The following is a 25502-nucleotide window of genomic DNA, read 5'->3' on the forward strand; positions in this document are numbered from 1 at the left end:
GAACGGACCGTTCATGGCGTCGGTCGTGTCTCGGGAGGCGTAAAGGGGCGGGGAAGGGAGCGTCGCGAGGGGGAGACGTTGCGAAAGCCACTTTCGCAACCTTCAACGTTGCGAAAGTGGCTTTCGCAACGCGACGGGGCCGCCCGCACCACGCTCCGGATGTCATGAAAGGGTCGTTCAGGACGAATGATGTCCTGAACGACCCTTTCATGACACAAGCGCAATCCTCAGCCGAGGAAGTCGAGCACGGCCGCCTTGAACTCCGGACTCCGCAAAGCCCCACCGTGATCCCCGGGCACCCGCACGAGCGAGGATCCCGGCACCAGCTCCACCAACGTCTCGATGCCCTGGCTCACCGGATCCTCCACCCCCGCCACGAACCGGGTCGGCACCGACACCGCGCCAAGAACCGGCGCGAACGGCTCCGCACGCAGATCCTCGATGCACCGAGCGAGTGCGGCCGGATTCCGTCCCGGCGCGGTGATCATATGCGCGATCATCCCGGTCAGCGGATCCGACGGCGCCTTGCCGCCACCGGCGAAGGCCAGCGCGGCCGCCACGTCGACGGCGCCGAACGGTTCGAACGGGCTCACCCCGGCGAGCACGAGCCGCCGCACCGGGGCCTGGGCGGGCAGCTCCCAAGACAGCCGCGCGCCCAGCGAATACCCGACGACGTCCACTTCGGACAGATCGGCGACGAGCCGCGACAGTTCCGCGGTGATCGCGGCGGCACCGAGCGAACCCGTCGGGGCGGGGCTGGAGCCGTGCGCGGGAAGGTCCGGTATCACCACCTCCCGGCCCGCGGCGGTGAGCGCGGCGGGCCATCCGGTGGTGATCCAGTCGGTGTGCCCGTCGGAGGCGAATCCGTGCACCAGGAGCACCGGCGGCCCCGAGACGGTTTCGGGGGCGAATCGGCGCACGGCCAAGGAAGTAGTGGCAGACAACGGGATCCTTTCTCAGCTGCCGGAGGGACGGCGGGTGCGCAGGCGCTGCATCTCGCTCAGCGTCCGCGCGCGGGCGTCGACGGCGATCCGCAGCGACGATCCGATGAGGTTCAGCAGGAAGACGCACACCATGATCGTCACGCCGGGCGCGATCACCAGCCAGGGCGCCTGCACCAGGTACGACCGGCCTTCGGCGATCATGTTGCCCCAGGTCGGGGTCGGGGGAGCGATACCGAGGCCGAGGAAGCTCATCGCCCCGTCCACCAGCATCGCCGCCGCGGACAGGATCACCACCTGCACCAGCGCGAGCGGCAGCACGTTCGGGAACACGTGCACGACGAGGATCTTCCACCGGCTCATCCCCGAAACCCGCGCCGCGCCGATGTAGGCACGGCCGGCGATGCCGAGCACCCGGCTTCGGATGACGCGGGCGGTGAACGGCGTGAAGATCACCGTCAGCGCGATCAGCTCGGTCCAGATGCTCGCGCCGAGCGAGATCGCCAGCGCCATCGCGAGGATGATCGCCGGGAACGACATCCAGGCGTCCATCACCCGCATCAGCACCGCGTCGGCCGCCCGGAAGAACCCGCTGATCAGCCCGATCACCAGGCCGGTGAAGGCCGCGCACAGGGTGATCAGCGCGGACAGCCCGAGCGACGCCCGCCCGCCGGAGACCAGGCGGGCGAGCACGTCACGGCCGAACGAGTCCGTGCCGAGCGGATGCGCCGCCGACGGTGGCAGCAGCCGGTTCACCGGGTCGGTCGCGCTGACGCTCGGCAGGAAGAACGGCAGCACGATCACGGCCAGGACGATCACCGCAAGGATGGCCGTGGTGATCACCAGCATCCGGTTGCGGCGGAACACTTTGGCCGCGCGGCCGGACGACGGCTTCTCACGCACCGGCGACGTCTTTTCCACGAGAGCGACGCTCACGAGACACGCACCTTCGGGTCGAGCAGCGCGTACGACAGGTCCACCAGCAGGTTGACCAGCACGAACAGCACCGCGACGAACAGCGTCACGCCCTGGATCAGCGGGAAGTCGCGGGTGGACACCGCGCCCATCAGCAGATGGCCGAGCCCCGGCACGACGAAGATGGACTCGATGATCACGATGCCGCCGACCAGCATGGCGAAGTTGCTGCCCAGCTGGGTGATCAGCGGCATCAGCGCGTTCGGCAGGACGTGTTTGGTCATCACCTGCCGTTCCGACAGGCCCTTGACCCGCGCGGTGCGCAGATACGCCAGCGGCAGCTCGCCGAGCAGGCTTTCCCGCAGGGTGAGCACGAACAACGCGGTCTGCCCGATGACCAGCACGGTCAGCGGCAGCACCAGCGCGGGCACCGCCGTCGCCGGATCGGTGAAGAGGTTTTCGTAGCCGCTGGAAGGGAACCAGCGCAGCGTCACCGAGAACACGAGCACGAGCATCAGCGAGATCCAGAAGTCCGGCATCGCCATGCCCAGCGCGGACAGCCGGTCCAGCGCCCGCGCCACCGGGTTGCGCGGCGACACCGCCTGCCACGAGGTGATCGCGACCGAGAGGAAGAAGCTGATCACCGTCGAGAGCACGGCCAGCGTCAACGTCGGCAGGATGTGGTCGGCGACAACGCCGAGCACCGGCGCGTGATAGGTGATCGACGTGCCGAAGTCGCCGTGCAGCACGTTCCCGGCCCACGTCAGGTACTGCTCCCACAGCGGGCCGTTCAGCCCCATGCTCTCCCGCAGCGCGTCCACATCGGATGGTCGCGCGGTCGGGCCGAGGATGGCCTGCGCCGGATCGCCGGGGATCAGCCGGATGACGAAGAACATCATCGTCCCGACGATCACCAGGATGATCAGCAGATCGCGCAGCCTGCGCAGCAGCAGACCGGTCATGACGCCAGCCAGGTGTTCCAGAAGACGCGGTAGAAGTCGCCGTAACCCTTGAGCTTGGGGGAGTAGGCCGCGTACAGCTTCGACTGGCTCAGCGTGATCACCGAAAGCTGCTTCCAGGTGAACGCCTGCAGCTTGTCCACCACCGCCTTCGCCTGCTCAGGAGTGGTCGAGGCGTTGAACTCCGCCATGAGTCCATCCAGCTCGGGCGAGGTCGAACCGTTCAGCGTGCCCAGGGTGAGCGCGGGCATCTGCGCGGGCGAGGTCAGCGCCGAATCGAAGAACAGGGTGGTGATGTCCCAGCCACCCGGCTCCTTGGTCAGCGTGCCGAGCATGGTGGCGAAGTCGAAGGTGTCGATCTTGGTGTTGATGCCGATCTTCGACAGGCTGTCCTGGATCAGCACGGCCCACTTGCCGAACTCCGGGTACGAGTTCGTGGTGACGATGCGGATGGTCGCGCCGGCGGTGATCCCCGCCGCGGCCAGCAGCTGCTTCGCCTTCTCCGGGTCGTGCGCCTTGTAGACCTCTTCGCCCGCGGTGGAATAGAACTGCTTGTTGTCCGGCGAGGCGAAGGCGCCGGTCTCGACGGTGAGATCCTTGCTGCCACCGGTGGCCGCGTTGATCGCGGGCTTGTCCAGCAGCAGGTTCAGCGCTTCGCGGGCACGGGGGTCGGCGAACTTCGAACCGGTGTTGAAGTTCGGGATCACCACGTTGTCGTTGCCGCCGGGCAGGTTGTGCACGACCACGGCCGGGTTGTTGCGCAGCGGCTCGTACTGGTCGTTCGTGGGCATGATGTGGTCCCACTGGCCGGTCTGAAGGCCGTTGATCAGCGCGTCCTGATCGGAGACCACCTTGTAGGTCACGGTGTCGAGGTACGCGTGCTTGGCGCCCGCCTGCCCGCCCCAGTCCTCTTCGGACCGCGACTTGTAGCCGGTGTACCGCTCCAGCACCAGTTCACGGCCGATGTCCCAGCTCTTCAGCTTGTACGGCCCGGTCCCGATCGCCTTGTCCTGGGCGAAGCCGGTCGGTGCGACACCGGTGAGGTTCTTCGCCTCGTAGATCTCCGTGCCCGCGCCGGCGAGTTCGTTGATCAGCGGGTAGCGCGGCTTCTTGAGCTTGATGGTCACCGTCGCCGGATCGGTCGGGGTGATCGCGTCGATGTCCGGCGTGACCAGCTGACCGGTGCGGTGTACCTGCTGCCACCGCTTCAGGCTCGCGACGACGTCCTCGGACGTCAGCGGGTTGCCGTCGTGGAAGGTGACGCCCTGGCGGAGCTTGAAGGTGTAGGTGAGGCGGTCCGGGCTGGTGGTGTAGTCCTCGACCAGCATGGGCCGGGCGGTGAAGCCGCGGTCCACCTCGAACAGCTTCTCGTACATCATGTTGCCGATATGCGCGGTCACCTGGCCGGGGTTCGCGACCATGTCGAGCGACTGCGGATCGGTGGGCACGGCGACGTTCAGGTTTCCGCCGGGCTTCGGGGGCCCGTCCGCCGCGCCACCACCGGCCTGCCCTCCCATACACGAGCTGAGCAGCAGGACGGTCGCCAGGCCGAGGGCGGCCGAGGTCAGGGTTCGTCTCATGGGTTCCGCACTCCAGTGTGGGGGTGGGCGGGCAGTTCTGGATTCGCCGCGAGGAGACGGCGGGTGTACTCGTGCCGGGGGTGGAGCCGGATCTCGTCCGGTTCGCCGATCTCGATCAGTCCGCCCCGGTACATCACGCCGACCCGGTCGGCGACCGACAGCACCAGGCTGAGGTTGTGCGTGATGAACAGGAAGCTGAGCGCGCGGGTGCGCCGCAGGTCCAGCAATAGGTTCATCACCTGGCCCTGCACCGAGACGTCGAGCGCGGAGGTCGGCTCGTCGGCGACGATGAGGTCGGGTTCGGCCGCGATCGCGCGGGCGATCGAGACGCGCTGCCGTTGCCCGCCGGAGAGCTGCGAAGGCAGTTTCTTCGCGGTGTCGGTGGGAAGCCCGACCTCGTCGATGAGTTCGGTGACGCGGCGGTCGAGTTCCGCGCCGCGGAGGCCGGTGAGTTCCCGCAGCGGCTCGGCGATGATCCTTGCGGCGGTGTGCCGGGGATCGAGCGAGCTCTGCGGATCCTGGAAGATGAGCTGCGCGCGGCGGCGGAACGCGCGCTCGTCGCCTTCGAGACCGGACGGCGTACACCGGTGTTCACCGAAGGCGATGCTGCCTTCGGTCGGGCTTTCCAGCGCGCTCACCAGGCGGCCGAGCGTGGTCTTGCCCGAACCGGATTCCCCGACCAGGCCGAAGAACTCACCCGGCGCGATCTCCAGCGAGACGTCCTTGACCGCGTGCACCTCGGGCTCTCGGCTCAGCGAGAACCGGCCGCGCCGTCCGTACACTTTGGACACCGAGTCGATGACGAGCGCGGTGCCGTCGTTCGTCTCCCTGGTCTGCGGAAGGCTCAACGACCTGGTTTCGGTCGCGACCGCCGATTCGCCGTTCATCGCCGCTTCGAGCAGTGCCTCGGAGATGGTGGGGAAGCCGTCGCGCCTGCTCACCCCGAGCTGCGGGACGCAGTCGAGCAACGCCTTGGTGTACGGATGCTTCGGCGAATGAAGAATGTCCTCTGTGGACCCGAGCTCGACCAGTTCGCCCCGGTACATCACCGCGATCCGGTCCGCCACCTGCGCGGCCACGCCCATGTCGTGCGTGATGAAGACGCATGCGGTGCCGTGGTCGCGGCGGACGCGGTCGAACAGGGTGAGGATCTCCGCCTGCGTGGTCACGTCCAGTGCGGTGGTCGGCTCGTCGGCGATCAGCAGGCTCGGGTCGGCCATCAGGGCCAGCGCGATCATCACGCGCTGCTGCATGCCGCCCGACATCTGGTGCGGATACAGGGAAAGCACGCGGTCGGTGTCGGTGAGACCGACCTCCTTCAAGAGGCCTCGGGCTTTCGCCTCGGCCTCGCGGTGCAACGGCGTGCCCTTGCGCGCGGCTTGTCGCGGCAGGGAACCGGGCTTCCGGTAGGCCTCGATCAGCTGCTTGCCGACGCGTTGGCTGGGATTGAGCGAATCCAGCGCCTCCTGGAAGATCATGCCGATCCGCGGGCCGCGGTACGCGCGCATCTCGTCGGCGGAAAGCCGCGTGAGATCCACGCCGTCGACGCTGATCTCGCCGCGGGTGAACACCGGCGCGACGAACTCCAGTAACCGGATGATCGACAAGGCCGTCACCGTTTTACCGCTGCCGGATTCGCCGACCACGCAGAGTGTCCGGCCTTGGTCGAGGTCGAACGAAAGTTCGCGCACCAGTTCGCGTTCGGTTTCGTCGGCGATCACACCGACGGTGAGTTCTCGTAATTCGAGCAGGGTCATGAATCCCCTTTCCCGAGCCCGCCCGGAGCGGACCGCACTGCCGGGGAACGGACCTCCGGCGGGGGTAGTTCTACGCATGTTGACACCGGGGGAGTGCGCTGTCAATGGGTATATTCTACGAATGTAGGAAGTTGATATCCGGCGGGTTTTTCCTGGTGGTGGGCGAAAACTTGCACTGGATTCTTTTGTCTACGTCTGTAGACTCTCGGCGGAAACGAGCTAAGGAGGGCACCCGTGAGCGGGTCGACCAAGACTGCCGGTCCCGAGCGGATCGTGGACATCGCCGTGGGGTACATGGCGGCCAAGCAACTCTTCGCGGCGAGCCGGACCGGCCTGTTCACCGCGCTCGCCGGCGGGCCCTTGACCGCCGCGGAACTGGCGGAGAAGACCGGCAAACCGGAGAAGATCACCCGCATCCTCGGTGACGCCATGTCATCACTCAAGCTGCTGTCCCGTGTGGACGGACGCTACGCACTGGCCGAGGACGCCGCGGAGTACCTCGGCGGCGGAGAGCTCGATCTGGCGCCGTTCCTCACCTTCCTGGACTCGATCAGCTACCCGCATTGGCTGCAGTTCGGTCACACGGCCGACAGCGGCGAGCCGGGCAAGCTGGAGATGGACGACGCGCGCTGGGGCACGTTCATGGCAGGAGTCATGACGTATAACGCCCTGCACGCCAAGATGCTGGGCGGCGCCTACGATTTCGGCTCCCATCGCAAAGCGCTGGATCTCGGCGGCCTGTCGAGCGCGTTCGCCGTCGAAGCCATGAAGGCCAACGACGGGCTGCACACCACGTTCGTCTTCGATCCGGGTTTCACCGAGTCGGTCACCACCGCGGCGGCCGAAGCCGGGCTCGCGGACCGCGCGACCGTCATCGGGGCGGAGACGCCCACCGCGCGTCCCGAGGGCGAGTTCGACCTGGTGATGGTCAACCACGTCGTCCACCGTTTCGACGCCGAGCAGAACGCCGGGATCCTGCGCAACGCCCGCGCCGCCGCCGCGCCGGGGGCGACGTTGCTGCTGCTCGACTTCTTCCTCGACGACGACGCCGTCCAGCGGCCGATCGACGCATTGCACGCGGGGGAGTACCTCGTCATCGACGGGACGGTCGTCTACCCGGAGGCCGAAGTCCGTGACTGGCTGGACGAGGCGGGCTGGCGGGTCACCGGCCGGCTCGCGCTGCCGGGCAGCCCGCGGGTGCTCGTCGCGGAAGCGGTGTGACCGTGACCCTCGATCCCGCGGTCAAGGAACTGCTGGCCCGCAGCACTCCCTCGGAGGCTCCAGCTGGGCCGCTGACGGCTCCCGAGTTGCGCGCCGCGTTCGCCGCTTCGTGGCGGCGTCCCGATTCGGTCGAAGAGGTCGCTTCGGTGACCGACCACGTGCTGCCTTCCGGAGTGCGGGTGCGGATCTATCTGCCGGAGGCCACGGCGCCGGTGCCCGCGTTCGTCTGGATCCACGGTGGTGGCTGGACGATCGGGTCGATCGACGAGAACGAGGTAGCGTCGCGGGCGGTGTGCAACGCGGCCGGGGTTGCGGTCGTCGCGGTCGACTACCGGCTCGCGCCCGAGCACCCGTTCCCGGCGGCTCCGGACGACTGCTACGCCGTCGTCGAATGGCTGGCCTCGGGCGGTGCCGGTCCGTCGGTGGACGGGGCGCGGATCGCGATCGGCGGCGAAAGCGCGGGCGGCAACCTGTCGACGGTGGTCTCGATGATGTCCCGCGACCGGGGCGGCCCGCCGGTGGCCGCGCAGGTGCTGATCTGCCCGGTCTTCGGTCACCCGGACGACGGGTTCCGGTCCTATGTGGACTTCGCCGAGGGCTTCGGCATGACCGCCGGGGCGATGCGGTTCTTCTTCGAGCAGTACGCGTCGGATCCGGCTCACCTGAACGATCCGTACCTGCTGCCGTTGCGCTCCGACGATCTGACCCGGCTCCCGCCGGCGCTGGTGCTCACGGCCGAGTACGACGTCCTGCGGGACGAAGGCGAGGAGTTCGCGCGGCGCCTGACCGACGCGGGGACCCAGGTGGAGATGACGCGGTATTCGGGCCAGATCCACGGTTTCTACGGTCTGTACACGGATCTTCCCGCTTCACCGCGCTCGCATCGGCACGTGGCGAGTTTCCTGACCCGGACCTTCGACCGCCGCGTTTAGTTCTCTGAATGCGGTCTATCAGCGGCCAAGACGGTGGCCGGAAGCCGATCTCGCGTGCTTGAACACCGCGCACCCGTGCTTGGAGACCGAACACGCGTGATCAGAGGCGGATCTCGCGTGTTCGGTCTTCAAGCACGCGAGATCCGCCTCCAAGCACGCGAGTCACGTCTGGGAGTTCGGCGAACAGGCCAGGTCACTGCGTGAGATGTGGGGAAAGTGTCCGTCAGGGGCGGGTCAGGCGCGCGAAGAAGGACTCCAGGTGTTGCCGCTGCAGGGCGATCGTCGAGAACTCCCCGGCGACCAGGCTCATCACGTTCGCCCCGGCGTTGATCAGCACGACCTCGTCGACCAGCTGCTCGTCGGGCGTCTCGGTGACGATGTCGCCGTCCTCGCGGCCCTCGGTGAGATACCGGTGCAGCAGGCCCCGCCACGAGCGGATGTGCTCGAGGTATTTGTCCTGCAGCTTCGGGTTGGTCAGCGACAGCTGCCAGAAGGTGAGCAGGACGCGCCCCGCGGCGATGCGGTCCTCGTCGATGGGCATCGACGAGACGCACAGCTCGCGGAGCGCGGTCAGCCCGCGCAGCTCGTCCAGCTCCACGTACTCGCGCATCATGCCGAGCGCGCGTTCGTAGGTGGCCTGGATGATGTCTTCCTTGCTCGGGAAGTACAGCTTGAGCGCGCCGTTGGCGAAGCCGGCGGCCGCCGCGATCTCGCGCATGGTGGCGGCCTCGATCCCGCCCTGGGTGATCAAATCCCAGGTGACGTCGACGATATGGCTGCGCCGCTCGTCGTGGTCGATGATCTTCGGCATCGGCAGACCTCCCGCACTGGTTCTTCTACCAGTGTAGGAGATCAGGCCTGGTGATACACGCGGTGCCCGGCGAACCACGTTTGCGTCACCTTTGTCTTGACGAGCGCGGAGGGATCGGTCTCGAACGGATCGCGGTCCAGTACGACGAAATCCGCCGACTTCCCGGGGGTCAGCGAGCCGGCGACGTCGCCCAGCCCCATCGCGCGGGCGGCGGCCAGGGTGAAGACCTCGATCGCCTCGGCCAGGGTGATCGCCTGCTCCGGCCACAGCGCGCCGGGGAACGTGCCGGTCGGATCCTGGCGCGTGACCAGGCCGTGGATGCCTTCCCAGGCGTTCGGCGACTCGCTGACCGGCCAGTCCGAACCGCCGGCCACCAGCGCTCCCTCGTCCAGCAGCGACCGGTTCGGCTGCATCCGCCCGGCCCGCTCGCCGGGCAGCACCTCGGCGATGGCCGCCGGGATGACCCCGGGGACCCACAGGAACGGCGAGATGTCCGCGGCGACACCGAGCGCGGCGAAGCGCGGGAGATCGTCGGGATGCACGAACTGGCCGTGCGCGACCTGGAAACGCGCGTCGGCGAAGCCCTCGGCGCGCACCTTCTCGACGGCGTCGAGCGTCGCGCGCACCGACGCGTCCCCGGTGCAGTGCACCTTCGCCGACAGCCCAGCCGCGGCCGCCGTGCGCAGCCAGCCCACGAGTTCGTCACCCGGCATGGTGGTGGCGCCGTGGTGGCAGGCGCCGTGCGCGGCGTCCGGCAGGTACGGCTCCAGGAAGGCCGCTGTCCGCGTCGGGGGCACACCGTCGAGGAAGATCTTCACGAAGTCCGGCCGGTGGTGCTCGCTCCGGTACTGCCCGGCGACCTCCAGCAACGGTGCCCCGATCGGGTCGAAACCGAAGATCGGGTCGTTGATCAGCAGCGACGAGACGACCCAGGCGTGCAGCTCGCCGGCGTCGTCGAGCGCTTTGAGCGCGCCCAGGATGTCCGCGGAGACCCCCGCGTCCTGGAACGCGGTGACCCCGTACGAATGCAGCGTGCCGATCCCGTGCCGCGACGCCGCCACGTGCTGCTCCGCGGTGAGCGTCCGTGTCTCGCTGAGTGCCCGCTCGACCGCGACACCCGCCGCTTCGAGCAGAACCCCGACGGGTTCCCCGGTGCCGGGATCCCGGACGATCTCCCCGCCCACCGGATCGGGTGTCGTGGCCGTGACACCCGCGAGCTCCAAAGCCCGGCTGCTCACCCAGCGGTTGTGCCTGCTGTCGTCCGAAAGCATGACCGGACGCCCGCCGGCGGCCTCGTCGAGCGCGTGCCGGGCCGAAACCCGCGAAAGGGTGCCGACCAGGGTGGACGCCCAGGCGCCGCCGACCACCCACTCGTCCGGTCCGAGCCCCGCGGCCCGCGCGCGGACCGCGGCGAGGATGTCGTCCAGGCCCGCGTCGAGGCCGAAGTTCAGCTCGAACAGCGCCGCGCGCCCGGCCAGGGCGTGATGGTTGTGCACGTCGACCAGACCGGGCATCACGAACGCGCCGCCGAGGTCGACGACCTCGGTGCTCGGCCCGCGCTCGATGTCCTCCAGCGACAGCACCTTGCCGTCCTTGATCGCCAGTGACGACGCCCAAGGGCGGTGACCGTCCACTGTGTACACCGTGGCGTTGGTGAGGACGATGTCGGCGGTCAAGGCTCAGCTCCCGGCCGGGTCGTACGCCTCGGGGTGCACGGTGGTGCTGAGCAGCTTGCCGTGCGCGCCGAAGGTGAAGTGGGTGGGCGTGCTCCCGCCGGCGTCCAGTCCGAAAAGGACACCGTGCGACCGCAGCCGTTTCGCGTCCCGGTGGTCGGCGACGGTCACCGAGGCGCACGGGATCACCTTCTCCCGCCAGGCGAAGACGTAGATGCCCGGCCGCAGCTCGTAGACCGAGTTCTCGTCGGTGTCCGCGAGCCCCCGCTCCGGCCCGGCCAGGCACTGCCACGTGTACCAGTGCGGGCTGAGGTACACGTGCTCGTAGGCGTGCTCCGTGCTGTACACCCACAGCACCCGGCGCCCGACCAGCGACGTGGTCGGGGCGAGCGATTCGCCGGTCGGCTCGATACCGCCGATCGTGGCGGCCACGAAGGACTGCGTGACCCGGGGCGAGGTGTCGCCGATCTTGCTCAGCACCAGCAGCGCCCGGCCACGGCGCAGGTCCAGCAGCAGGGTGAACGCCTCGTCCTGCCTGGCCAGCGGGTGGAACTGGACGTAGTACAGGTCGTCGTCGACCAGGAACGTCTCGCAGCGGTCGGTGCCCTCGCCGTGGTAGGTCCACTCGATCCGGGTGCCGGAGAAGGCGGCGGTGAACGTGGTGCCGTCTTCGCAGGCGAGTTCGAACGAGCGGCCGTGCAGGTCGCCGACCGTGGGCGCCTTGTTCGCGTCGAAGCCGGGGGCGAGTCCGTCCAGCGGCAGCCAGGTGGAGGTGTCGGACAGGGTCAGTTCGGGCATGGAAAGCGTCCTAGTGCTCGTGGGCGGAACAGTGATCAGCGGAGGCGCCGGAAGGCAGGTCCAATGCCGGGTTTCGGTCGAAGAACCCGTAGGGGCGCAGGGAGAAACCGGAGTAGTCGACCGGCATGACCGGCCAGTCCTCCGGACGCGGGATATGGGTCGGACCGAACACGTGCCACAGCACGAGATCGGTGTCGGTGAGGTCGCGGTCGGCGGCGGTCCAGTCGGGCAACCCCGCGCCACCCGGATGCGCGTTCGGGCGGTCGCCGGCCGGGAAGCGTTCGTCCGCGCGGTACGGCGTCGCCCACAGGTGACGGGTGGCGAACGTCGCCCGCTGGTGGACGGTCGATTCCGGCTGCGCCATCAGGGTCGCGGACGGCTGCGGCACGAGCTGGTACGCGGTGGGGGAGCCGAGGCGGTTGGTGCGCTCCGCGCTGCGGATCTCCCAGACGCGTGCCTTGGCCGGATCCGCGAACCGCTGGGCCTCCTGTTCGGTCCGCAGCGGGGTTTCCTTCCAGGTGAACGCGTTGCCGTACGGGTTCTGCTCGCCCATGGGCACGCGTTCGACGTCGACCTCGACGAGCGAGTTGCGTTCGCCGTCGATCGCCACGTCGAGCCGCGCGCAGAACAGGTGCTGGTGCACCGGCGCGAACAGGCCGGGCGCGATTTCGTTGGCGTGCGGGTGATCCGTGCCGGGATGCGCGGCGCCGGCGAACACGATGCCGGTGGCCTTCGCCTCCAGTTCCACGGTGCCGTCGAGGTAGAGGTACCAGAAGAAGCCGTAGTCGTAGTTGCCGATGGTGGAGATCGACGAGATCACCAGCCGCCGCGACCGGCGGACCTCGGCGCGGCCGTCGAGATCCGTGTGCTTCCAGAGGATCCCGTAGTCCTCCTCGTGCATGCAGATCGCGCGCGGGATCTCGACCGGGTGGCCGTGGTCGTCGGCGACGAACGCGGGGAAGTAGTGGATGACGCCGAGACAGTCGCAGCCCAGCCGCAGGTCGTTCGCGTTCTTGCCGAGCAGGTACTCGCCCGCGTCGAAGTAGCTGATCCAGAACCGGCCGGGCGCGGTGTCGCCGTAGGGCACCACCATCTCCGGTACCGACGCGCGATGCAGCACCGACCGGTCCTGGAAGCCGACCTGGTGCAACGTCAGACCTTCGCGGGCGTTGAAGCCGACGCGGAGTTTCCAACCCTCCCAGGTGACTTCATTGCCGTCGACGGTGAAGCTCGGACCCTCCGGCTGGGTGATCTCGATCGGCTTGAGCGTGGTGCGGGCCTGGACACCGTCGTAGCGGCCGTGCTCCGGCGGCACGGGGACGTCGCCCTCGTCCTCGACGCGGATGACGCGCTGCTCGGTCAGGTTGATGTGGACGATCAGGCCCTCGACGGGATGCGCCCACGGGCTGTCGGACTCGTCGTCACGCAGGAACGTCAGCGAGCGGATGACCCGGCCGGTCTCGTCCGGCCTGCCGAAGAACCCGGGCGCCAGGGGAGCGCAGAAGGCGTGCCCGATCCGGTCGCCGAGGCCGCGCCGCTCCATCGCGGCCTGCCATTCGGGCGACGCCTTGGTGATCGACGCGGCGAGGTCGTACTCCTCGAACAGGTACGCGGGCTGGCCCGGGCCGCAGTCCTCGGTGGAGACCACTTCGCGTTTCGCCAGCGAAACGACCACGTCGCGGGCCTCACCGGTCGCGGTGTCCAGCAGCGTGTACCGGACGCGGCGGTCGGGGGCGGCGTCGCTCTTCTCCGGCTCCACCGGCAGCACGGCGGGGAACCGGGTGGTGGCGGTGAGCAGGCCTTCGGCGGTCAGGATCGCTCGGCCTGCGGTGAGTTCGTCGGCGGTCAGCGGGTCGAGTGGATGCGGCCTGGTCATACTTCGCAGTCTTGCCGGTCCGGCTCCGGCTGAAAAGGCCGTCGTGCGGCTGCGGACAAGAAGGATGCACTGACGGCCAAGCTCCGTGAAAGGTCCGGACCGGAGGATGACTTCATGGGACTGGAGCTCGCGGGCAAGGCCGTGCTGGTGACCGGCGCGGCATCCGGTATCGGCCTTGCCTGCGTCCAGGCCTTCCTCGCCGAGGGCGCGCGGGTCGGCGCCCTCGACCAGGCGCCCGTTCCCACCCTGGCCGACGGGCTCCTGGCGCTCGAGGCCGACGTGACCGACGAGCCGTCGGTGGCCGCCGCGATCGACACCGTCGTGAGCCGCTTCGGCGGGCTCGACGTCGTGGTCGGCTGCGCCGGGATCTCCGGTCCGGTGGGAACGCCGGTCACCGAAACGTCCGCGGCGGAGTTCGCCGCGCTCATGGCGGTCAATGTGACCGGCCAGTTCCTGCTGGTCAAACACGCCGCGCCCTGGCTCACCGCGTCGGGTGGCTCGGTGGTGCTGCTGGCCAGCGACTCGGCGTTCACCAGTGCGCCCGGCATGGTCCCGTACTGCGCTTCGAAAGGCGCTGTGGTCGCGATGACCAGGGCACTCGCGGTCGATCTCCCCGGCGTCCGGGTGAACTGCGTCTGCCCGTCGGTGGTCGACACCCCGATGGCGCGCGGCGATCTCGGCGAGGTGCTCGACGATCCCGCGTTTCCGGTGCAGGCTCCGGAAGAGGTCGCCTGGCAGGTGCTCCATCTCGCGTCCGCGCGTTCGCGGGCGGTCAACGGCCAGGCCGTGCTCGCCGACTTCGGTGTCTCGGCCCGCTCCGGTTTTCCCGCTTAAGAAAGGACTCCGCAAGTGAAGAAGGTTGTCGCGATCACGGGTGGCGGTACCGGAATCGGTGCCGCGGTCGCCCGCCGGTACGCCGACGAAGGTGCCCAGGTGGTGGTGCTCGGACGGCGGCTCGAGCCGCTGGAGAAGGTGGCCGCCGAAACCGGTGCGCACGTCATCTCGTGCGACGCCAGCGATCGCGAAGCCGCCGAGAACGCCGTGGCGGAAATCGTCGGCAAGTTCGGCAGGCTGGACGTCGTGGTGGCCAACGCCGGTGGGCACGGGCTGTCCTCCGTGGTCGACACCGGTGACGAGGAATGGGAGCTGGCGCTGCGCTCGAACCTGTCGAGCGCGTTCGTGTTCTGCCGGGCCACGCTGCCGTCGCTGATCGAAACCGGTGGCCAGGTCGTCGTCGTGTCGTCGCTGGCCGGGCTGTTCGCCGGGCCGAACGTCGCCGGCTACACCGTCGCGAAGCACGCGCTGATCGGGCTGACGCGTTCGATCGCCCGCGACTACGGACCGAAGGGCGTCCGCGCGAACGCGGTCTGTCCCGGCTGGGTTCGCACACCGATGGCGGACGGCGAGATGGACCAGTTCGCCGAAGCCGCGGGCTTCGACGGCGGCCACGACGAGGGCTACCGGCGCGTGACCGCCGAGGTCCCGCTGCGGCGTCCCGCCGAACCGGAGGAGATCGCTTCGATCGTGCGGTTCCTGGGGTCTTCGGAGTCGTCGTACATCACCGGTGCGGTGATCGTGGCGGACGGCGGCGCGCATGCGGTGGATCTGCCGACGCTCGCTTTCGAACGGGCGGGGATGGGTTCTTAGCGACGGTGTTGCGTGTGTGAAGTCCGTGAAGGCCTCCTTCACTACCTTGAGGGTAGGGAAGGAGGCCTTCACGGACCTAGGGAGCGTGATCGCCCGGTACGGGATGTCATGAAAGGGGCGTTCAGGACGAAATGTGTCCTGAACGCCCCTTTCATGACATCCGGACAGCGCGAAGGGCGAGTTCGGCTGTCCGTGAAGGTCTCCTTGAGGGACCCAGAGTCCCTCAAGGAGACCTTCACGGACTTACGAGCGGTTAGGATTCCCCGAGGTAGGCCGCGTGCAGGGTGCCGGGGGAGTCCAGCAGTGCCTGCGCCGAGCCCGCATACGTGACCCGCGCCGAAGAAACCACCACAGCGTCGCTCGCCACGCCGAGGGCCAGATGCGTGAACTGCTCGACCAGCAGGATCGCCGCGCCCTCCTCGGCGAACCGGGTCACCATCGGCAGCAGCCGGGTGAACACCACGGGCGCGAGACCCAGCGACATCTCGTCGATCAGCAGGAACGACGGCCGCGCGGCGAACGCCCGCGCCAGCACCACCATCTGCTGTTCGCCGCCGCTGAGCAGCGCGGCCGGCGAATCGCGGCGTTTCTCCAGTTCGGGGAACGCCTCGAACAGTTCGTCGGCCCGCGCGCGGGTGCGCGCGGTCAGCATCAGGTTCTCCAGCACCGTCAGGCCGCCGAACACCGCGCGCCCCTGTTCGATATGCGCCAGACCCCGCCGCGCTCGGGTGACCCTCGATTGCTTCGTGATCTCGTCGGCTCCGATGTGGACGGTCCCCGAAGCGGCGGGCACCACGCCGGAGACGGCCTCCAGCAGGCTGGTCTTCCCGGCACCGTTGGGGCCGACCAGCGCCGTGATCCGGCCCGGCTCGAGGGTCAGGTCGACGTCGCGGATCACCGGCCCCGCCCCGCGGGTGACCGTCAGCCCCGCTATCCGCAAAGCGTTCACAGCATCTCCGTTTCACCCATGTACGCCTTGAGCACGGCGGGATCGGCGAGCACTTCGGCCTGCGGGCCGGAGGCCAGCACCCGGCCGAAGTCGAGGACGGTGATCGTGTCGCAGACCGAGCGCACCAGGTCCAGGTCGTGCTCGATGAGCAGTACCGAAACCTCGAACCGCGCGGGAACCTGCCGCAGCCGTTCCCCGAACGCGACGTGCTCCTCGTGCGGAAGGCCCGCGGCGGGTTCGTCGAGGAGCAGGACCCGCGGCCGGGCCAGCAGATGCCCGACGACCTCGACCAGCCTGCGCGCGCCGACGTCCACTTGCGACAGTGGGGTGCGGGCGGCGGGGCAGCCGAAGAAGTCCAGGGCATCGCCGATCTCGTCGGCGGTGAGGCGCCGCCTGGCGAGGAACTTCACGTACGCCCCGACCGTCAGCCCCGGCGGGACGCGGTCCTGCTGGAACGTCCGGCGCAATCCTGCGCGGGCCCGGTTCGACGGCGATCCGGTCAGCGGGCGGCCACCGAGTTCGACGGCGCCCTCGGCGTTGGGCAGGAATCCGCTGATCGCGTCGACCAGCGTCGACTTGCCCGCGCCGTTCGGCCCGATGACGCCGAGCACGCCGTGCTCCGGCACCAAAATGTCCACTGAGGACAGTGCGGCCACGTGTCCGAAGTTCACGCTCAGGCCGCGGACGGTGAGTACCGGTGGGCCAGGGGAGACCGGTTCGACGTCGCCCGCGCCGGTGGCGAGATCGAGTTTCGCCGGTTCCTTCTTGGCTCTCCGATACCAGACCTGCCGCACGGTGGTGCCCAGGTTCCCGCCGCCTGCCAGCGCCTGGACCCCGAGCACGCCGAACACCACGAAACCCCAGTCCTGCGGGATCCCCCAGCGTTTGAGCAGTTCCGGCACGCCGACCCACAGGATCGCGCCGAACACGGCCATGTCGATCAGATGCGCGCCCGACATGATCGCCAGCACGTACAGCGCCAGCGACTGGATCGCGGTGAAACTGGCCGGGAACGCGACCCCGACCTGCCCGGTGAGCAGACCGCCGCTGATCCCGCCGAGGGTGGCGCTCACGGCGAACGCGGTCAGCTTCGACGTCCGCACGCTCGTGCCGGCGGCCGCCGTACCGCGTTCGGAGAAAGCCACCGCCTGCCAGGCGCTGCCCCAGCGCCCGCGGCGCAGGAAGTACACGGCGAGGCAGCACAGCACCAGCACCACCACGGCGAGCTGGAAATACGACCGGTCGTCGGAGAAGGCTTCCGGCCGTTCGACCGAGATTCCGGCGGAGACACCAGGGAACTGCAACTGGACGAGCGCGAGGTCCACCGCCGCGGCGAGGCCCAGCGTGACGACGGCGAGGTTGATCCCGCGCAGCCGCAACGCCGGGAGCCCGACGAGCACCCCGACCAGCCCGGCGGCGAGACCGCCCAGCACCAGCCAGGTGAGGAACCCGCCGGGCGCCTGCGCCTCGTTCAGCGCCGACACCGTCCAGGCGCCGACGGCGCCGAAGGTCAGCTGGCACAGGGAGATCATGCCCGCGCTGCCGGTGACCACGCCCAGCCCGAGCAACGAGATCCCGGCGACGACGGCGCTCATGCCGAGGTAGACGAAGTACCCGTCGAGCCCGACGCTCAGGCCGTACCCGGCCGCGATCGCCACGATGGCCACCGCGAACGGGATCCCGCGTTCAGCGAGCCGCATCCCACACCTCCTTGCGCTGCGACCACAGCAGCAGCGCGACGATCACTGCGAACGGCAGGAAGTACCGCACCACCGAAAGGCCGTCGACCTGCGCGGCCGCGCCCTGGATCAGGCCGAGGCCGAGGCCGCCCCCGACCGCGAGGTCGAGCCGGCGGAACCCGCCGAGCAGGGCCGCCGCGGCCGCGGGGACCACCAGCATCGCCAGCGACGTCGCGTCGTTGGACTGCGACGGCGCCACGATCGAGATGACCAGCGTGCTGACCACCCCGGTGACCGCCCAGACCGCGACGCTGAGCCGTTTCGCCGGGATGCCCAGCAGCTCCGCGGTCGTCGGGCGTTCCGACAGCGCCCTGAGCTGGACACCCGCCGGGGTCCGGCTCAGCACGATCCGGCTCGCCACCGCCACCAGGATCGCCAGCGCGACGGTGACCACGGTGACCTGGCTGATCACCACCCCGCCGACGGTGACCGCCGGACCGTCCAGGATCGGGTGGAACGGCTGCGGTTTGTTGCCGAACAGGATGAACGACAACGAGATCAGCAGGAGCAGCACCGCGACGGTGACCGCCGAGCGGGTGCCGGTGTCCGCCTCGGCGAGCCAGGTGGACACGATCCAGCCGAGCAGCGCGCTGAGCAGCCCGCCGAGCACGATCCCCGCGACGGTGGCGAGCCACATCGGCAGGCCCAGATCGACGGACAGGAACACCGCCACGTAGCAACCGAACATCCCGGTGGCCGACTGGGCGAAGTTCACCACCCGCACCAGGCGCGACATCAGCGTCAGGCATACCGCCAGCACCGCGTACAGTCCGCCGGCGGCCAGGCCTGCCAGCGCTCCCTGCAGCATCGAATCCTCCCGTTACTTCTTCGGAATCCGCAGCCAGTCGTTCGCGACGAGCTCCCATTTGTTGGTGCCGGAGGCGAGCTTGATCGGCCAGCCCGCGGTGTTGTCGTGGTGCGTCTGGCCGGGCCCGAAGACGTACGGCGTGCCGACCATCGGATCGGTGATCGGCTTCATTTCGCGCAGGGCCTTGGTCACCGATTCACGCGTGATGTCGCCCTGGATTCCGCGAACGACGTCGAGGAAGTACTTCGCCGCCAGGTAGCCGCCCTGGCTGAACGAGGTCAGCGGGATGTTGTTCTTGGTCATCAGCTCGCGCCAGTCCTTGTTCTGCGGGCTGGTCGCGTCGGTGAACGGGTAGAACTCGGCGGGCACGTACACCCCGGCGCCGGCGTTGGTGATGGCTTTGGCGTAGTTCTCGCTGTAGACGCTGGTGAGCAGCAACCACGTGACGTCGTTCCAGCCCTGTGCCGCGGCGGCCTTCAGCTGGCCGATGGAATCGGGCTCGACCGGGTTCACCGTGATCGCCTTGCAGCCCGCGTTGCGCGCCTTGACGATGTAGGAGGTGTAGTCGGAACCGCCGTAGGGCACGGTCGCGTCGAGGTACTTGAGCTTCTTGCCCGTGATGGCCGACCACTCGTCGATCGCGGCCTGGTACGAGGGCAGCGTGTTGCCCGCGATCTCCAGCAACGCGCAGATGTCGTTCAGCTTCAACGTTTCCGAGCCGTAGAGCAGGGTCAGCGTCATGTCGTGGTACGGGCCGACGTTGACCGGGGCGATGTTCGGGCTGGAGAAACAGGCCGGGTCGACGCCGATGCCCTGCATGGACAGGATCTTCTGCTGCTCGTAGTACTTGTTGTTGATCTCGCACTCGATGAGGCTGGACGAGCCGACGAGCGCCACCGCCTCGTCCCGTCCGACGACCTCGCGGGCCGCGGCGGCCGCGGCCGCCGGGTCACCCTTGTCGTCGAGGGCCTTGTACTGGATCTGTCTTCCGTTCACGCCGCCGCTCGCGTTGGCCGCGTCGAAGACCGCCTTGGCCGCCTGTGAGGCCTCGGGGAAGGTCGCCGCGCCGCTCAGCGCGTTGACCGAACCGACCACGATCGGCCCGCTCGCACCGCTGTCGGATCCGGCGCAGCCCGCCGTCGCGAGCAGGACGGCCGAGGCGAGGGCGACGAGGCGCCGCGCGGGTTTCACCGGTTCTCCATGGCTTCGACCACGGGCACCGAGTCGACGATCTGCTCGAACGAGGTCACCTTGCCGCCGTCGAACCGCCACACGTGCGCGACGCGGGCGGTGAACGAGCGGCCGGTCTCGCGGTGCTTGGCCTGGTAGGTGCCGAGGCCGATCACCGTGTCGCCGGCGTCGAGAAGGTCGCCGAGGGTGAAGGTGTAGCCGTCCCAGTCCTTCGCGATGGCGCCGAAGACGTTGTCCCGCACCTCTTCCGGCCCGGTGTACGTGCCGGCGTAAGGGAAACCGGCCGCCTCCGTCCAGGTGGTGTCGGGACCGAGCGGGGCCAGCATGCCCGCCAGATCGCCCCGGTCGCTCGCGGCGTAGTGCGCGGCGATGATGTCTAGATTGGACACTGAGACTCCTTAGACCGGTTGGGCGTCGGGGTAGGCGACGGCACCGAGTGGGTAGATGTGCCCGCCCGCGCGGGAGTGCTCCGACCGGCCGTCGCCGGTCAGGCCGAGGAATACGCCGGTGGTCTTCAGCGCGTAGCCGAGGTCGTGCAGCCACACACTGGCCACGGCGATGCGGAATTCGCGGAAACAGAACAGGTAGAGCCCGTCCTGGAACTTCCACACCGTCGACAGGTCCATGTCCCCGTGGCCGCGCTGCACGCCTTCGAGGCATTGCCAGGCATAGCGTTGTGAAGACACGTACACGTGCTCGTAGAGGTGTTCCGGGCTGTAGCGGTAGACGTTGCGTTTGCCGATCAGGTCGCGCGACGGGCCGGGAACCTCGCCGGTCGGCGTTCCCGCGTCGGTCGTGCCGGACCAGAACGTCTGGGAGACCCGGGGAACGCCTTCGACATCCTCGGCGCCGATGACCGAGCGCACGGCGAGCGCGCGATGTGTCGTCGTGGAGAAGACGACGGTGAGCGCTTCCCCTTCGACGCTGGTGTGTGGGAATTGACGAAGAAGACGTCTTCCCGGACGGCGACCGCGTCGTACGGATCCTTGATGCCGTTGCAGGTGACGGTTTCAGCGTCTTCGAACCGCAGCGCGAGCGTCTTCCCGTCGTCGAGGGTGACGGTGAGCTCGCGTCCCGACAGGTCCGCGTTCGGCAGGCGGTAGGTGGCTATTCCGGCGGCGAACTCGTCATAGGTACGCCACTGTTCCTCGGGTGCTTCGGGCATGCGGTCATCGTCGAGGCGACCGCCCTGGCAGGGGAAGCCGTCACGCGCTGGGCGGCAACAACCGGTCGCTCACGGTCAAGCCGCGCCGCAGTTCGCTCGGCGAGCAGCCGAATTCCGTCTTGAACACGCGGCTGAAATGCGGCGCGTCGACGAAACCCCACTTCGCCGCGATGGCCGCGACGGGCCGCGAAGTGTGCACGGGGTCGAGCAATTCGCGGCGGCAGTGTTCGAGGCGCCGGGTGCGGATCCAGCCCGAGACGGTCGTGCCCTGCTCGTGGAAGAGGCCGTGCAGATGCCGGGTGGAGATGTAGTGCTCGGCGGCGATCTGTGCCGGTCCGAGGTCGGTGGAGGAGAGGTTGGCGTCGATGTAGGCGAGGACGCGGCGCATCAGTTCGTGATGCGGCCCGGCGCTCGTGCGCGCGAGGTCGAGCTCGCTGGCGAACAGGGTGGCGAGCAGATCGACCGCGGTATGCGCGAGCCGGACGCCCGCCGGCCCGCCGAGCTGGTCGAGGTTGCTGCCGAGCTGTGCGAGGAAGGGCACCACCACGTTGCCCATGCCCCGTTTGCCCGACATCGGCACCGCGGTCAGCTGGCCGACCAGGTCGCGGGGGAGATCGATGAGCCGCTGCGGGAACATCACCACGAGCGTGCGGAAATCCTCTTCGAACGCCAGGGTGTACGGCCGGTGCGTGTCGTACAACGCCACGTCGCCGGGACGCAGCATCGCCTCGCGGTTGTCCTGAACGAGCAGGCCGGTGCCGGACAGGATCAGGCTCAGCTTGTAGTAATGCCTGTCCGCCCTGGCGATGAGTTCGGGGGTCCGCTCGACCACATGCGCCGACGCGGTCACCTCGGTCAACTGCACGTCGTCGGCTCCGCACGAGCGGATGCGGCCGCGGAAGTGGTCGCGGTGCTCGCTCGTCACGTGCAGTGGCACGAAGGATTGTGACACCACCGTGCGGAAATCGGTGAAATCTCGCGCGACCGTGGTGGTGGTCGGGTCGGCGGTGGCGGTGGTCACGGGGGTCACCTCGCAGCATCGGGGGGTGAATTTCATATACGATAAGCGATACGATGCTGTCGGGCAATGATCGCGGCGAGGTCAGTCGGCGAGGCGGAACAGGAGGGTTCCCGGGTCCACGTCGACGGGTACCACCGTGCCCGTTTCGTAGCGGCCGACGTCCTCGGTGAGCACGCGCGCACTGAACGGAGCGACGCCCGGGCCGGTGACGACGAGGTCGACGTCGTCGGCGGGCGTACTCACCTCGCCGACCCAGATCCGCTTGCTGGACACGACTTCGGCGTTCGCGCGGACCCCTTTCCGGTCGAGCCCGCGATGGAGCTCCCTGGCCTTGGCGTTCTGCCAGAGGTGCGAGCCGACGGTGCCGGCGCCGCCGAGGGTGAACACGGCGCCCATGGCGACGACGACCAGGCGGTCGTCGTCGCCGGGATCGAAATGGGTGCTGATCCAGAGCAGGGCCGGGCCGATCAGGACCAGTACCGTCATGAAGAAACCCAAGAGGCAGCCGATGACGGTGAAGGCGGGCAGTTCCGGGGCCTCCGTGCCTTCGCGGTCCGTCTTCACCGGCGTGAGGTTACTGGCCGGTTTCCTGTGCCGGTTCGGTAAAAATGCCCGCTTGCCCGCGATTGTGCCGGGCGAGTGCGGCGAAGGACTGCTTGCGCTCGAACCGGTACGGCGAGTTCTCGTCCTCGTGTCGTTCGCGCAAGGTTTTCACCAAACCGTACGAGGCCATGTCGTAGTCGTACTCCGGCCGGGCCGGATGATGCGGCAGGTTCGGCGCGATGAAGGTGTACACGTGCGCGCCCCGGATCCCCGCCGTGCCGAACACGCGCAGCAGGCGCGCGAGGTGATCGGCCTGTTCGCGTTCGTTCCTCACGTAGCCGGGTTTGATCCTCGGCGGGATCTGCTCGTAGTCGACGATGTCCCAGCCCATCCCGCCGGCCCGCGCCGCGCCGGTGAAGGTGCACGAGCCGAATTCCAGCACCACCACCGGTTTGTTCCACTTCCGGTAGTGGGCGAGGTCCTTTGTGTACTCCGCGTCGGTGGCGAAGTACGGGTAATAGTCGATTCCGACGATGTCGAAGAGGTTCCAGTCGACCGGCTCCGCGCCGCCGATCGAGGCGTAGGTGATCCGGCCGGAGAAGTTCCGGCGCGCGACTTCGGCCGCCCGCGCGAGGAAACCGGCCAGCCGGTCCATGATCTTCGGCCATTCCTCCGGCGGGATCGTGCCCATGTTCGCGATCCGCTCCAGATAGGTCTCACCGGGGACGATGCCGGGCGTGAAGAGGAGATGCTCGCAGCCGGCGACGAACTTGACGTCGTCACCGTGGCGGAGGCGCTCGGCTTGCCGCGCGGACTCGGCCAGATGCTCGAGGACCTGATCCTGCGGGTGGTCGTAGAGCCTGGGCTGCACGTACACCTCCATGCCGCGGCGCAGCGCGGTGGACGTCGTCTCGGCCAGCCTGCCGATTTCGGTGCCGAAGGCGGTGATCGACGGGCAGCGCAGCTCACCGGCGATCACGTTGATCTCGCGCTCCAGCTGTCCTTTGCTCCAGCGCACCCGGCTCAGCGGGTCGCCCACGGCGTGCAGGACACCGGTGTCGTAGGCGACCCCGCCGCGTAACCGCCGGGGTGGCGCCGCCGCGGCCATGCCCCCGCCGAGACCCGTGACCGCCACCGCTCCCGCGACGGATTTCAAGAACGTCTTGCGGCTGATCATGACTTTCCCCTCGCTAGTTGCTCAACTAGGCTACTGTTCATGCAACCAGAAAACGGGCCGGGCGACCAGGAACGGCGTTCGTTCATCGAGGAGGCCCGGCGCGCGCAGATCGTCTCGGCGACCATCGAGACCATCGCCGAGATCGGTTACGCGAAGGCGTCGTTCGTGCAGATCGCGCGGCGAGCGGGGATCAGCCCAGGACTGATCACATACCACTTCGTCAAGCGTGAAGAGCTGATGAAGCAGGTCATGCTGACCGTGTACACCTCGATGGAGCAGGCGTTGAGCACGCGGGCGGAGGGTGCCGAGAGCTACGCGGCCGCACTGCGCGCGCTGATCGAGGGTTTCGTCTTCTATTACGCCGAGCGGCCGAAGGAGATCATCGCGATCGGCCAGATCGCCGCGGCGTCAAGGGACGCCGAGGCCGCGCGGAGCTGGTTCGAACGGCAGAGCGCGGAGACGCTGGCGGAACTGGAGGACATGTTCCGCGAAGGGCAAGAGACGGGGGAGTTGCGGGAGTTCTCGCCGCGGGTGATGGCCGTGTCGGTGATCGCCGCCATGGAGGCCACCCCCGCCGAGCTGATCGCCCGCCCGGACACCGATGTGGCGACCTACGCGCGCGAGCTGGCCGACCTGTTCGAGCACGCCGTGAGGCGTCCGGCCAGCGAGGCGACCAGTTCGTAGGAGCGACGGCGGTCGGCGTGGTGGTACAGCGGCGTGGTCACCATGAGCTCGCCGGAACCCGTCTCGTCGAGGATCCGCTGCAGTTTCGGGACGAGCGTGTCCGGACTACCGGTGAGCACGGCATCGGAGCGTTTCGCTATTTCGGCGCGATCGTCGGCGGTGTAAGGGAAAGCCGCCGCTTCTTCGGGACTGGGCAACCGGATGCGGGTGCCGCGGATCCGGCTGAGTACCTTCAGCCTGGTCGAGCCCGCGAGCCACTCGGCGCGCTCGTCGTCCTCGGCCGCGATGACCGAGACACTGACCAGATCGGCCTTGATCGGCGCGTCCGGAGCTAGGTGATGCGCGAAGGCGTACTTGAGTCCGCGTTCGGCGGCGAGGGCCGCGCTTTCGGGGGAGCGGCCGAGCAGCCAGAGCGCCGGGACATTGCCGCCGAGCACAGGGACCGCCTTCACCTCGGCGTCTTCGGGCGGGTCGAGATAACGCTGGAGTTCCGAGAGCAGTTCACCGAAGTCTTTCGTCCTTTGTGGACGAACGGCGGCGGAGGCCGCCTTCGAACCACCCGGGGCGCGGCCGAGACCGAGGTCGATGCGGCCCGGATGCAGGGCGGCCAGCGTCCCGAACTGTTCCGCGACGACGAGCGGTGGGTGATTCGGCAGCAGGACCCCGCCCGCGCCGATCCTCAAGCGCGTCGTGGCGTTCGCGAGGTGGGCGATGAGGACCGCGGGCGCGGAGCTGGCGACGCCGCGCATGCCGTGATGCTCGGGGACCCAGTAACGGTGGTAGCCGAGGTCTTCGGTGAGCCGCGCGAGGTCGACGGTGTTGAGCAGGGCTTCGCGCGGTGTCGAGCCTTCGACGATGGGGGAGGTGTCCAGGACCGAAAGGGCTACGGAAGACATTCGGTCGCCTCTCGTGAGTGGTAAGGCCTGTTCTAACCTCTTACCACTCACGAGGACGTGGCACCGCACTCACGTGATCGAAGGCGGATCTCGCGTGATTGAAGGCGGATCTCGCGTGCTCAGGGGAGGAACACGCGAGCGCGGCGTCCAGTCACGCGAGTTCCGTGCCTGATCACGCGAGTCACGGCCCTGATCACGCGAGTCACGCCTTGGCTCACG

Annotated in this window: 24 protein-coding genes and 1 pseudogene; 5 read left to right on the forward strand and 20 right to left on the reverse strand. The window is 68.6% G+C overall.

Annotation, left to right across the window (positions count from 1 at the left end; translation table 11 throughout):
- Positions 1-227: 227 nt before the first annotated feature.
- The 5 genes from AVR91_RS34950 to AVR91_RS34970 are packed head-to-tail and all read right to left on the reverse strand — an operon-like array spanning position 228 to position 6152.
- On the reverse strand, positions 228-920 hold the full coding sequence (locus AVR91_RS34950) for an alpha/beta fold hydrolase (RefSeq protein WP_228709426.1): 693 nt from the start codon (positions 918-920) through the stop codon (positions 228-230).
- Between the two features lie 36 nt (positions 921-956).
- Entirely contained in the window at positions 957-1877 is a 921-nt protein-coding gene (locus AVR91_RS34955) for an ABC transporter permease (RefSeq protein ID WP_063275299.1), read from the reverse strand.
- Positions 1874-2818: an ABC transporter permease gene (locus AVR91_RS34960; RefSeq protein WP_016333927.1), complete on the reverse strand. Its 945-nt coding sequence runs from the start codon at positions 2816-2818 to the stop codon at positions 1874-1876. Before AVR91_RS34960 ends, AVR91_RS34955 begins: the two co-directional genes overlap by 4 nt.
- Positions 2815-4395 carry an ABC transporter substrate-binding protein gene (locus tag AVR91_RS34965; RefSeq protein WP_063275298.1) on the reverse strand — a complete coding sequence of 527 codons (1581 nt, stop codon included), beginning with the start codon at positions 4393-4395 and terminating at the stop codon, positions 2815-2817. Before AVR91_RS34965 ends, AVR91_RS34960 begins: the two co-directional genes overlap by 4 nt.
- On the reverse strand, positions 4392-6152 hold the full coding sequence (locus tag AVR91_RS34970) for a dipeptide ABC transporter ATP-binding protein (protein WP_063275297.1): 1761 nt from the start codon (positions 6150-6152) through the stop codon (positions 4392-4394). Before AVR91_RS34970 ends, AVR91_RS34965 begins: the two co-directional genes overlap by 4 nt.
- A 234-nt stretch (positions 6153-6386) precedes the next feature.
- On the opposite strand from AVR91_RS34970, the gene AVR91_RS34975 reads away from it, so the two are divergent.
- Positions 6387-7373, forward strand: a complete 987-nt coding sequence (locus AVR91_RS34975) for a methyltransferase family protein (protein ID WP_063275296.1) — start codon at positions 6387-6389, stop codon at positions 7371-7373.
- Positions 7370-8305 carry an alpha/beta hydrolase gene (locus AVR91_RS34980; protein ID WP_063275295.1) on the forward strand — a complete coding sequence of 312 codons (936 nt, stop codon included), beginning with the start codon at positions 7370-7372 and terminating at the stop codon, positions 8303-8305. Before AVR91_RS34975 ends, AVR91_RS34980 begins: the two co-directional genes overlap by 4 nt.
- A 223-nt stretch (positions 8306-8528) precedes the next feature.
- Here AVR91_RS34980 and AVR91_RS34985 read toward each other — a convergent pair whose 3' ends face one another.
- Genes AVR91_RS34985 through AVR91_RS35000 form a run of 4 tightly spaced genes read right to left on the reverse strand, consistent with a single transcriptional unit; the run spans position 8529 to position 13463 of the window.
- Entirely contained in the window at positions 8529-9116 is a 588-nt protein-coding gene (locus AVR91_RS34985) for a TetR/AcrR family transcriptional regulator (protein ID WP_016333932.1), read from the reverse strand.
- A gap of 41 nt (positions 9117-9157) precedes the next feature.
- Positions 9158-10792, reverse strand: coding sequence for an amidohydrolase (locus tag AVR91_RS34990; protein WP_063275294.1), 1635 nt, complete (start codon positions 10790-10792; stop codon positions 9158-9160).
- Between the two features lie 3 nt (positions 10793-10795).
- A complete protein-coding gene (locus AVR91_RS34995; RefSeq protein WP_063275293.1) occupies positions 10796-11587 on the reverse strand; it encodes a molybdenum cofactor biosynthesis F family protein in 792 nt (263 codons plus the stop codon).
- Positions 11588-11597: 10 nt separating this feature from the next.
- Positions 11598-13463 (reverse strand): primary-amine oxidase, encoded by a 1866-nt coding sequence (locus tag AVR91_RS35000; RefSeq protein WP_063275292.1) that lies wholly within the window; start codon positions 13461-13463, stop codon positions 11598-11600.
- A 114-nt stretch (positions 13464-13577) separates the two neighbouring features.
- Here AVR91_RS35000 and AVR91_RS35005 point away from each other — a divergent pair, with 114 nt between their 5' ends.
- Both AVR91_RS35005 and AVR91_RS35010 read left to right on the forward strand, forming a co-directional pair.
- The gene (locus AVR91_RS35005; RefSeq protein WP_063275291.1) at positions 13578-14297 is read left to right on the forward strand and encodes an SDR family NAD(P)-dependent oxidoreductase; all 720 of its coding nucleotides are present in this window, start codon (positions 13578-13580) and stop codon (positions 14295-14297) included.
- A 15-nt stretch (positions 14298-14312) separates the two neighbouring features.
- Positions 14313-15110 carry an SDR family NAD(P)-dependent oxidoreductase gene (locus AVR91_RS35010; RefSeq protein WP_063275290.1) on the forward strand — a complete coding sequence of 266 codons (798 nt, stop codon included), beginning with the start codon at positions 14313-14315 and terminating at the stop codon, positions 15108-15110.
- 253 nt (positions 15111-15363) lie between these two features.
- On the opposite strand, the gene AVR91_RS35015 is transcribed toward AVR91_RS35010, so the two are convergent.
- From AVR91_RS35015 to AVR91_RS35055, 10 genes and pseudogenes are all read right to left on the reverse strand, one after another.
- Positions 15364-16059 (reverse strand): ABC transporter ATP-binding protein, encoded by a 696-nt coding sequence (locus AVR91_RS35015; protein ID WP_063275289.1) that lies wholly within the window; start codon positions 16057-16059, stop codon positions 15364-15366.
- A complete protein-coding gene (locus AVR91_RS35020) occupies positions 16056-17759 on the reverse strand; it encodes a branched-chain amino acid ABC transporter ATP-binding protein/permease (RefSeq protein ID WP_063275288.1) in 1704 nt (567 codons plus the stop codon). The genes AVR91_RS35015 and AVR91_RS35020 overlap by 4 nt, the downstream gene beginning before the upstream one ends.
- Positions 17746-18606, reverse strand: coding sequence for a branched-chain amino acid ABC transporter permease (locus AVR91_RS35025; RefSeq protein ID WP_063275287.1), 861 nt, complete (start codon positions 18604-18606; stop codon positions 17746-17748). The genes AVR91_RS35020 and AVR91_RS35025 overlap by 14 nt, the downstream gene beginning before the upstream one ends.
- A 12-nt stretch (positions 18607-18618) precedes the next feature.
- Positions 18619-19797 (reverse strand): ABC transporter substrate-binding protein, encoded by a 1179-nt coding sequence (locus tag AVR91_RS35030; protein ID WP_016333941.1) that lies wholly within the window; start codon positions 19795-19797, stop codon positions 18619-18621.
- Entirely contained in the window at positions 19794-20186 is a 393-nt protein-coding gene (locus AVR91_RS35035; RefSeq protein ID WP_016333942.1) for a nuclear transport factor 2 family protein, read from the reverse strand. The genes AVR91_RS35030 and AVR91_RS35035 overlap by 4 nt, the downstream gene beginning before the upstream one ends.
- A 9-nt stretch (positions 20187-20195) precedes the next feature.
- Positions 20196-20663 carry a MoaF C-terminal domain-containing protein gene (locus tag AVR91_RS44015; RefSeq protein ID WP_228709427.1) on the reverse strand — a complete coding sequence of 156 codons (468 nt, stop codon included), beginning with the start codon at positions 20661-20663 and terminating at the stop codon, positions 20196-20198.
- 110 nt (positions 20664-20773) lie between these two features.
- A pseudogene (locus tag AVR91_RS44020) lies at positions 20774-20962 on the reverse strand (MoaF N-terminal domain-containing protein); the annotation flags it as partial.
- Positions 20963-21002: 40 nt separating this feature from the next.
- Positions 21003-21983: an AraC-like ligand-binding domain-containing protein gene (locus AVR91_RS35045; RefSeq protein WP_037337016.1), complete on the reverse strand. Its 981-nt coding sequence runs from the start codon at positions 21981-21983 to the stop codon at positions 21003-21005.
- 81 nt (positions 21984-22064) lie between these two features.
- Entirely contained in the window at positions 22065-22547 is a 483-nt protein-coding gene (locus AVR91_RS35050; RefSeq protein ID WP_063275286.1) for a hypothetical protein, read from the reverse strand.
- Positions 22548-22557: 10 nt separating this feature from the next.
- The gene (locus AVR91_RS35055; protein WP_063275285.1) at positions 22558-23703 is read right to left on the reverse strand and encodes a hypothetical protein; all 1146 of its coding nucleotides are present in this window, start codon (positions 23701-23703) and stop codon (positions 22558-22560) included.
- Positions 23704-23742: 39 nt separating this feature from the next.
- Between AVR91_RS35055 and AVR91_RS35060 the strand changes: the two genes are divergently transcribed.
- Positions 23743-24387, forward strand: a complete 645-nt coding sequence (locus AVR91_RS35060) for a TetR/AcrR family transcriptional regulator (protein ID WP_063275284.1) — start codon at positions 23743-23745, stop codon at positions 24385-24387.
- Here AVR91_RS35060 and AVR91_RS35065 read toward each other — a convergent pair.
- A complete protein-coding gene (locus tag AVR91_RS35065; protein WP_063275283.1) occupies positions 24315-25283 on the reverse strand; it encodes an LLM class flavin-dependent oxidoreductase in 969 nt (322 codons plus the stop codon). The genes AVR91_RS35060 and AVR91_RS35065 overlap by 73 nt on opposite strands.
- Positions 25284-25502: the final 219 nt, after the last annotated feature.

It is taken from the genome of Amycolatopsis keratiniphila subsp. keratiniphila (assembly GCF_001620365.2).
Classification (GTDB): Bacteria; Actinomycetota; Actinomycetes; order Mycobacteriales; family Pseudonocardiaceae; genus Amycolatopsis; species Amycolatopsis keratiniphila.